Here is a 5,834-nt window from a genome sequence, read left to right as displayed (position 1 = left end):
CACACCCGCACCCGCACCGGAGCAGGCCGACCAGGCGCGCGAGGGGCACGGTCGCGATGCCGTCCGGGGCGCAGTCGACGCGCTCGTCCACGACGACGGCTTCCCCGCCGCGCTCGCGTCGGTCCGCGACGAGCGCGGGCGCACGCGCCACCTCGTCGCCGGGGTCGGCGACCTCGGCACGGGCGCGCGCGTCCCGACGGACGGTCGGGTCCGGTTCGCGAGCAACAGCAAGACGTTCGTCGCCGTCGCCGTCATGCAGCTGGTCGGCGAGGGGAAGATCGAGCTCGACGCACCGATCGGCACGTACCTGCCGGGCCTCGTCGACAACGGGCGCGACGGTGCCGAGCGCGTCGACGGCGCGACCATCACGGTCCGGCAGGTCCTGCAGCACACGAGCGGCATCCCCGAGTACCTCGACGTGCTGCTCTCCGACGGGCTGTCGGGCGTCGACGCGATGATCGACACGTACGTCCAGCCCCGCGCGCTGCTCGACGCGGCCATGACGCGACCCGCGACGTTCGCGCCGGGCACGTCGTGGTCGTACAGCAACACGAACTACGTGATCGCCGGGCTGCTGGTCGAGAAGGTGACCGGACGTCCGCTGCACGAGGTCCTCACGCAGCGCGTCATCGAGAAGGCCGGCCTGCGTGACACCTACCTCCCGGCCGTCGGCGAGCGCGAGATCCGCGGCCGCCACCCGCACGGCTACCACTCGGACACCCCGGGCGGGACCCTGCGCGACGTCACGGAGCTCGACCCGAGCGCGGCGTGGGCCGCGGGCGACGTGATCGGCACCCCGAGCGACCTGATCCGTCTCTACACCGCGATCCTCGACGGCCGCCTGGTCGGCCCGGCGGAGCTCGCCGAGATGCAGAAGACCGTGCCCGTGCCCGCCGAGTGGGGCCCGATGCGGTACGGCCTGGGCATCGCCGAGACGTCCCTGAGCTGCGGCGGCGTCGCGTGGGGTCACGGCGGCGACATCTTCGGCTACTCGACGCGCGAGGGCGTGACGACCGACGGCCGCGCCGCGTCCGTGGCGGTCACGGCGCTCCCGTCGTCGGTGTCCGACCCGGAGGCCATGCAGCACGTCGACGCGGTCATCGACACGGCCCTCTGCGCGTGATCCTCCCGGGCCCCCGCCGGACCTGACCCCGTCCGCACGCACGACGCACGACGCACGAGGCACGACGCACGACGCACGACGCACGAGAACAACATCAGCGCCGCTAGGGAGCCCTTACGCAGCGCTGATGTTGTTCTCGGCGCGGGTGGGTCGTCACCAGGCGACGCAGGAGCGTGAAGGGCCGAGTGCGCTCGGCGAGGCGGTCAGGGGGTGGGGTCGTCGGCCAGGCGGCGCAGGAGCGTGAGGAGCTGCGCGCGCTCGTCGGGGGCGAGGCGGTCGAGGCGGCCGGCGACGCCCTCGTGGCGTCGGGCGGAGACGTCGGCGAGGAGCGTGCGACCGGCGTCGGTGAGCTCGATGAGGGTGGCACGGCGGTCGGTGGGGTCGGCGATGCGGCGGACGAGCCCGTCGGCCTCGGCGGCGTCGACCTTCGACGTGACGGACCGGGGCGCGACGTCGAGCGCGGACGCGACGTGCCCGAGCCGCAGCGGCCCGTCGCAGTGCTGGAGGACGCGCAGCATCCGGACCTGCCCGGGTGCCTGGCTCGCCGGCCCGAGCGACGAGGTGGCGGAGCGGCGGATGTCACGCAGCAGCCGGTGCAGGAGGTCGAGCAGCTCCGCGGACTCGTCCCCCGCGGTCGACCCGGCGATCGCGGGCGCGGGGACCGGGTCGGTGGCAGCGTCGTCGTGCGGGCTCACGGCCGTGACGGTACCCGCCTCGCGAACAGTTGTGAACCAACGACATAGTGAGTTAACCTCAGCATCGCGTGCTCACCCGGCACGTCCCCCCGCACGAAGGGAGACGCCTCATGTCTCTCCCCCACCACCCCGGCCCCGCGCCCACCGGCATGGGTCGCGGCGGCGGCAACCCGCAGATGCGCGGCTTCGCCCGCGACCGGTCCGTCAGCCGCCGACGCCTCTCGCGCGACACCCTCCGCCGGATCCTCGCCTTCGCACGGCCGCACCGCCGCGCCCTCGCCGTCTTCCTCGTCCTCATCACGCTCGAGGCCGGCGCCGGCGCGCTGCCGCCGCTCCTGTTCAAGCACCTCATTGACGACGGCATCACGCAGGGCGACACGCGCCTGGTCGTCCTCATCGCCGTCGCGGTCGCCGCGCTCGCGGTCCTGTCCGCCGGGCTCGCCGTCGCCGACCGCTGGGTCTCGTCCCGCATCGGCGAGGGCCTCATCCTCGACCTGCGCACCGCGGTCTTCGACCACGTGCAGCGCATGCCCCTCGCGTTCTTCTCCCGCACCCGCACCGGCGCGCTCGTGCAGCGGCTCAACGGCGACGTCCTCGGCGCGCAGCAGGCGTTCACCTCGACGCTGCAGAACGTCGTGAGCAACGCGCTCACGGTCGTGTTCGTCCTCGCCGCGATGCTCTCCATGTCGTGGCGGCTCACGCTGCTCTCCCTGATCCTGCTGCCGCTGTTCGTGCTGCCCGCCCGCTGGTTCGGGCCGCGCATCGCGGCCGTCACGCACGAGTCGTACGAGCTCAACGCGCAGGCCGCGCAGACCATGCAGGAGCGGTTCAACGTCGCCGGCGCGCACCTCGTCAAGGTGTTCGGCGACCCCGAGCGCGAGTCCGCCGCCTACGCCGAGCAGGCCTCGCGCGTCCGCGACATCGGCGTCAGGCGCGCCCTCTACGGCACGTGGTTCCGCGTCGGCCTCACGACGCTCGCCGCGATCGCGACCGCGATCGTCTACGGGCTCGGCGGCCTCGCGGCGATCCGGGGCGAGCTCACCGTCGGCGTCGTCGTCGCGCTCGCGTCGTACCTCGGCCGGCTGTACGGGCCGCTCACCGCGATGTCGAACGTGCAGGTCGACGTCATGACGGCGCTCGTCAGCTTCGAGCGCGTCCTCGAGGTCCTCGACCTCGAGCCGACCGTGACCGACGCGCCGGACGCGCGCGACCTGCGCGACGACGTCGCGCGGCACGGCGCGAGCATCGAGCTCGACGCGGTCGGGTTCCGCTACCCGACCGCCGACGAGGTGTCGCTCGCGTCGCTCGAGTCCGTCGCGACGCTGCGTGCCGACACCGCCGAGGACACGCTCGGCGACGTCTCGTTCACGGTGCCCGCCGGGCACCTCGTCGCGCTCGTCGGCCCCTCGGGCGCCGGGAAGACGACGATCTCCCAGCTCGTCACGCGCATGTACGACCCGACGCGCGGCTCGGTCCGCATCGCGGGTGCCGACCTGCGCGGCGTGACGCTCGACTCGCTGCGCGCGACCGTCGGCGTCGTGAGCCAGGAGGCCCACCTCTTCCACGACACCATCGCGGGCAACCTGCGGTTCGCCCGGCCCGACGCGACCGACGCCGACCTCGAGCGCGCGCTGCGCCAGGCGCACGTGTGGGAGCTCGTCATGCGCCTGCCCGACGGGCTCGAGACCGTCGTCGGCGACCGCGGCTACCGCCTGTCCGGCGGCGAGCGGCAGCGGCTCGCGATCGCGCGGCTGCTGCTCAAGGCGCCCGACGTGGTCGTGCTCGACGAGGCCACGGCGCACCTCGACTCCGAGTCTGAGGCCGCCGTGCAGGCCGCGCTCGACGAGGCACTCGTGGGCCGCACGTCGCTCGTCATCGCGCACCGGCTGTCGACGGTACGCCGCGCCGACTCGATCGTCGTCGTCGACCGCGGCCGCGTCGTCGAGCACGGCACGCACGCCGAGCTCGTCGCCCGCGGCGGCCTGTACGCCGACCTCTACCGCACCCAGTTCGCCGCGGACACGGTCGACGCCGCCTGACGACCCCGGGGCGCGCATCGGTCCCGACCGCGCGGCGCCGCGGTCCGCGGTCCGGAGCGGTGGACGGGCCACCCGCGGGCACGACCCGTGGCGGATCTCACCCCCTCCCGACCCGGTCCCGTGAGGGTGTCAAGGTCGTGGCGCGATCTCACCCGGTCGTCACCGACACCCTCCGGGCCCCGCGCGCACCGTCCTGTGGACGATGCCCCGGGCAACGTTTCCGCCGGTCAGAGACCGATGCCCCGGTAAATCAACGCGACCGCTCCGCCGCCACCGTCCCCCGCGGTCGTACGTCGTGACATAAGTCACCACCCGCGAGCGGTTCGCCGGGGCAATCACGGCGGGACGGGTCGAACGCGCAGGTCAGACCCCGCAATCGTTTCGAACATGGGCGAATGACTGACATAACATCGGACATAACCAGGGTCGATAGGCCCAGATCTCAGCGGAGACCGCTCATAAGTTGATGGTGTCGCTCACCGCGGGTCAGGCAGCCCGCGGTCCGCCGAGGGCTCCAGCCCTTCACCTCGACCACATCCGGTCGTCGGTCACGCAGCGACTCCCCACACCCCGAGGAGCTCCGCATGTCTTCCGCGCGCCTGCACGTCTCCACCCCCGTCCGCCGCACCGCCCTCGCCGTCGTCGCGAGCGCCCTGTCCGTCGGCCTCGTCGGCCTCGCGATGCCGGCCCACGCGGCCACCGCGTCCGACTACCAGAGCAGCGCCGAGTCGCTCGCCGCGAACACGGTCGCACCCACGCAGGTGGCCGTCGACGCGTTCGGGCGGCAGGTCAACGGTGGCTGGGGCAGCGCGACGACGGGCGGCGCGTGGGCCACGACCGGCGGCAGCGCCTCCGACTACACCGTGGCCGACGGCGTCGCGAGCATGACCATCCAGAAGGCCGGCTGGAAGCTCGGCTCCTCGCTGCCGACCGTGAAGTCGACCGACACCGACCTCCGTGCGGTCATCAGCCTCGACAAGGCACCCGTCGGCGGCCACGTCGACGCCGAGGTCTCCGGCCGCGACGTCTCGACCACCGCGTCCTACCGCCTGCGCGCCAAGGTCCTCGCCGACGGCAACGTGCGCGTCTCGCTCATCAGCGTCGACGGCTCGACCGTGACCACCCTCGCCTCGCAGACCCTCATAGGTCTGGGCACGACCGGCAAGCAGCTCAACGTGCACCTCGTCGTCACGGGCACCGCGCCCACCACGCTCAACGCCAAGGTCTGGTCGACCACCGCGACCGAGCCCGCCGACTGGCAGCTCACCGCGACCGACAGCACGCCCGCCCTGCAGGCGCCCGGCGGCATCGCGTTCAGCGGCTACACCGGCTCGTCCGTCACCAACGCCCCGATCACGCTGCGCGTGTCCGACGTGCGCGCCACCTCGACCGGCACGGTGACCCCGCCCCCGGTCGTGCCCGGCCCGGTCGGGTCCTACGTGCCCGACGCGACGACCACGGGCGTCCCGAACGGCACGAAGCTCACGGTGCACCAGGGCGACCTGACCATCACCACCCCGAACGCCGTGATCGACGGGCTCGACGTGCGCGGCTTCGTCAAGGTCGCCGCCCCCAACGTGACGATCAAGAACTCGATCGTGCGCGGCGCCCCGACGTCGAAGCAGACGGCGCTCATCACGAGCGCGTCCTCGACCGCCTCGGTGACCGTGATCGACTCCGAGCTCTACAACTCGGCCCCCGGCCCCTGGGTCGACGGCGTGCGCGGCTACAACTTCACGCTCCAGCGCGTGAACCTGCACGACGTCATCGACATGGCCCACGTCTACGGCGACAACGTCACCATCGAGGCCTCCTACCTGCACGACAACCTGCACTACGAGGTCGACCCGGCGCAGAACAACACCCCGAGCCACGACGACAGCATCCAGATCCAGAAGGGCAACAACATGCGGATCGTCGGCAACAACATCTCGGGCGCCTTCAACACCGGCATCCAGTTCACCCAGGACCAGGGGA

3 protein-coding genes and 1 pseudogene are annotated in these 5,834 nt (G+C 72.8%); 3 read left to right on the top strand and 1 reads right to left on the bottom strand.

What is annotated here, in order from left to right; all coding sequences use genetic code 11:
- On the top strand, positions 1-1,123 hold a 1,123-nt coding region (locus HGA02_RS08555; protein ID WP_168678663.1), incomplete at its 5' end, for a serine hydrolase domain-containing protein.
- 203 nt (positions 1,124-1,326) lie between these two features.
- Here HGA02_RS08555 and HGA02_RS08550 read toward each other — a convergent pair.
- Complete coding sequence (locus tag HGA02_RS08550) at positions 1,327-1,818, bottom strand: MarR family transcriptional regulator (protein ID WP_168678662.1); 492 nt, start codon at positions 1,816-1,818, stop codon at positions 1,327-1,329.
- Positions 1,819-1,928: 110 nt separating this feature from the next.
- Here HGA02_RS08550 and HGA02_RS08545 point away from each other — a divergent pair, with 110 nt between their 5' ends.
- Entirely contained in the window at positions 1,929-3,857 is a 1,929-nt protein-coding gene (locus HGA02_RS08545; protein ID WP_168678661.1) for an ABC transporter ATP-binding protein, read from the top strand.
- Positions 3,858-4,441: 584 nt separating this feature from the next.
- Positions 4,442-5,834 (top strand): annotated as a pseudogene (locus HGA02_RS08540) (hypothetical protein); the annotation flags it as partial.

Source organism: Cellulomonas septica (assembly GCF_012396155.1).
GTDB classification, from domain to species: Bacteria; Actinomycetota; Actinomycetes; order Actinomycetales; family Cellulomonadaceae; genus Cellulomonas; species Cellulomonas septica.
The sequence above is the reverse complement of the archived record's forward strand: the minus strand, read 5'-3'. Positions and strand labels throughout refer to the sequence as shown.